This window comes from Actinosynnema sp., assembly GCF_052038725.1.
The window spans coordinates 1-3,077 of the sequence record NZ_JBQGCX010000443.1; the positions used below are offsets into that span (position 1 = coordinate 1).

The following is a 3,077-nucleotide window of genomic DNA, read 5'->3' on the forward strand; positions in this document are numbered from 1 at the left end:
ACCGGTTGGAAGCCTCGTGAACGCGCCGGGAGCGCCCCTGACCGGCTACGAGCTCTTCGCCCGCTGGGCCGAGGACGACCCGTCGCGGCCCGCCGTCGACGACGGCGCCGAGGTCGTCACCTACGGCGCGCTGCGCAGGCACGCGGACGCGCTCGCCACCCGGATCGCCGCCTCGGGCGTCCACCCCGGCGACGTGGTCGGGCTGCGGGTCGGCGGCGGGTACGCGTTCGTGGTGTCGGTGCTGGCGGTGTGGCGGGCCGGGGCCGCGCACGTGCCCCTGCCTCCCGCGCAGCCGCGCGCCCGCGCCCGGATCGCGCTGACCGACACGTCCGCGCCGCTGGTGATCGCCGACCACGAGCCGTCGCCGCCGATCCGGGGGCCGAGGGTGCTGCGCGTGGACCGGCCCGGCGTCGCGGCCGAGCCCGCCGACGTGCCGGGGCCGCTCGCGTACGTGCTCTACACCTCCGGGTCGACCGGCTCGCCCAAGGGCGTCGCCATCGGGCACGAGGGCGTGGTGAACCTGGCGCTGGCCGTCGCGGAGCACTTCGGCGACCTGGACGGGGCGCGCGTGCTCCAGTTCGCCCGGCCCACCTTCGACGCGTGGGTGTGGGAGCTGGCGATGAGCCTGCTGTCCGGCGGGGTGCTGTGCCTGCCGCCGGGTGGCGCCGTGCTGGCCGGGGTCGAGCTGGCGCGGGTGCTGCGCAAGCTGCGCGTCACGCACCTGTCGGCGGCGCCGTCGCTGCTCGCGTCGCTGCCCACCGGCGGGCTGCCGCACCTGCGGACCCTGGTGTCCGGCGGCGAGCCCGTCACGCAGGCGCTCGTGGACCGGTGGGCGGGGCGGGTGCGGCTGGTCAACGCGTACGGGCCGACCGAGACCACGGTGTGCGCGACGCTCGGCGAGTGCGCGCCCGGCGAGCGGCCCACCATCGGGCGCCCGCTGCGCGGGGTGACCGTGCTGCTGCGCCGCGAGGCCGGGGCCACCGCCGCGCCCGGAGAGGTCGGCGAGGTGCTGATCGGCGGGGCGGGGGTGGGGCGCGGGTACGTGAACCGGCCGGAGCAGACCGACGAGAGCTTCCTGACCGACCCGCACTCCGACCGGCCGGGCGCGCTGCTGTACCGCACCGGCGACCTGGCGCGGCTGCTGCCCAGCGGGGACCTGGAGTTCATCGGGCGGATCGACCGGCAGCTCAACGTGCGCGGGCACCGGGTGGAGCCGGGCGAGGTCGAGGCGGCGCTGTGCAGGCACCCGATGATCACCGGGGCGGTGGTGACGGCGGACGGGCGCGGCGGGATGCTGGCGCACCTGGAGACCGACTGGGCGGTGCCGGTGCCGGAGCTGCGGGCGTTCCTCAAGGAGACCCTGCCGGAACACCTGGTGCCGTCCGTGTTCGTGCCCGTGCACCGCCTGCCGCTGACCGCCCACGGCAAGGTCGACCACGCCGCCCTCCCCGCCCCGGACCGCTCCCGGCCCTTGTTGGGCCACGACTACGTCGCGCCGCGGGGGCAGGTGGAGCGCGAGCTGGCGGCGCTGTGGTCGGTGCTGCTGGACGTGGACCTCGTGGGTGCGGTGGACGACTTCGCCGCGCTGGGCGGGACCTCGGTGGACCTGCTGCGGCTGCGGGACGAGGTCGCGGCGCGGTGGGGGGTGCGGCTGTCGGCGGCGGAGCTGGTGGAGGCGCGCACGGTCCGCCTCCTGGCGAACCGGGTGACCACCCCCGTCCCGCAGCAGCGGACCCGGCCTTCGGGGTCGGGGTCGCGGCGGGGGCGGGTGCCGGAGCGGGAGGGGAACGCCTGAGGGGGTGCTTGAGGGGGGCTGCCTGAGGTGGGTCGGGCGAGGCCGCTGAAAGGCGTGGGCGCGCGGCCGGGGTGTCCGGTCCGCGCGCCCGTCGGCGTGCACGGAGGGTGGCGGTGGAGGTGGGGCCACTCGCCCTCGGGTGAACTCGTCGTGGTCGCGCGCGGCTGAACGGGCCTCGGGTTTTTCCTTCGGCGGGGTTCGTGTTGACCGGGGGTGTCGTGCGGGCGGAATCGGGGTTGCGCAATACGGCGATCGGGGACTTTCGTCAACGCTGAATTGAGTGTTTATCGGTTGTTGTCTGGCTATTCAGCGGCACGCCCGCGGCCGGTGGCGGGGGTGTACCCGGTTCCCCTGAGGGGTAAGGATCGTCGGACGAATCCGGTGGGGCTGCTGGTGTATCCACCACTACACCGAATGGTTGTGATCTTGCTCACAAATTTTGCGTGAGCCGTAATGCTTTGGTGTCGGATGCATGACGAGGTCGTGACCTGGGTGGGCGGAAATTCTCGATCTGCCAGGTTACTGCCCAGTTCAGCCGCCGTGCGGTTCCGAACAATTTGTCCCCGATCCTTTTTCGAAAGCGTTTCCTGCCGGCCGAACGGGGGGTGTTGACCCCGTCGTGCCTCCTTCTCTTGACTACGGCTGATCGATCATCGGGTCGCCTACTCGCCGTGCCGGGAGACGTTCATGCGAGTGGTTCGTTCGGAACTGGTCATCGCGCTCAACCCGGTCCACCGGTCCGCGCCGCGACTCACCGCCGCCGCCGCGCGCGCCGGTGCGCTCGCGGTCCTGGAGCTGCCCGCCGACCTCGGCGGGGCGGTGCGCGCGCTCGCGGACACCGCCCGCTGGACACCGGGCCGCTTCGGCGTGCGCGTGCGGCCGGACTCGGTCGTGCCCGCGCTGCCCGAGGCCGCCGAGGTCGTGCTGCTGGCCGACCCCGCGCGCTCACCGGCCGAGTTCGCCGACCGCGAGGTGCTCGTCGAGGTCACCGACCTCGCCGAAGCCGCTGCCGCGCTCGCGGCGGGCGCGGTCGGGCTCGTCGCCAGGGGGCGCGAGTCCGGTGGGCGGGTCGGCGAGCTGAGCACGTTCGTGCTGCTCCAGCAGCTGCTCGCCGAGGTCGGCGACGTCCCGGTGTGGGCCGCGGGCGGCATCGGGCCGCACACGGCCGCCGCCGCCGTCGCGGGCGGCGCGGCGGGCGTGCTGCTGGACACCCAGCTCGCGCTGTACGACGACGCGGGCCTGCCCGTCGCGACCACCGAGGCGCTGCGCGGGCTCGACGGGT

2 protein-coding genes are annotated in these 3,077 nt (G+C 74.8%); both read left to right on the plus strand.

Translation table 11 applies throughout. The annotated features are described in order from the left end of the window. A partial coding sequence (locus ACTUAL_RS09015) for a non-ribosomal peptide synthetase (protein ID WP_440899931.1) occupies positions 1-1,795 on the plus strand: 1,795 nt, incomplete at its 5' end. Between the two features lie 687 nt (positions 1,796-2,482). Then, positions 2,483-3,077: nitronate monooxygenase (locus ACTUAL_RS09020; RefSeq protein ID WP_440899932.1), on the plus strand; the 595-nt coding region annotated here is incomplete at its 3' end.